This is a genomic window from Vibrio sp. 10N.222.49.C9 (assembly GCF_041474985.1).
Taxonomy (GTDB): Bacteria; Pseudomonadota; Gammaproteobacteria; order Enterobacterales; family Vibrionaceae; genus Vibrio; species Vibrio crassostreae_C.
Window position 1 is genome coordinate 1 of record NZ_JBFRVD010001515.1, and the last position, 384, is coordinate 384.

At 44.8% G+C, this 384-nt stretch carries 1 pseudogene; it reads left to right on the forward strand.

Annotation, left to right across the window (positions count from 1 at the left end):
* Positions 1 to 384 (forward strand): annotated as a pseudogene (locus AB4585_RS29030) (DUF3372 domain-containing protein); the annotation flags it as partial.

Consider the following 384-nt stretch of genomic DNA (forward strand, 5'->3'; position numbering starts at 1 on the left):
GGGTGCCATCGTCAATGGCTCAAGAACGGAATTCAAGCTTTGGGCTCCTACGGCGCAAAACGTGACCTTGCATATCTATAATAAGGTCAAAAAGCAGACTAAGCGTGTTCAGTTGGTTGAGAATCCACAAACAGGTGTTTGGGAATCTGAGCGAGTGAATGGCGTTGTCGATAAGTACTACCGCTATGAGGTTACCGTTTACCATCCAACCACCAAGCAGATTGAAACTGTGATGGTGACCGACCCTTACTCGTTGAGTGTTTCTACGAATTCTACTTATTCTCAAGTCGTTGACCTTAAGAAAGATAAAAAACTGAAACCTAAAGGTTGGGACAACTACGAAAGACCCGAAACTCCTGTTGGAGAGGATGGTCAGTACTTGGA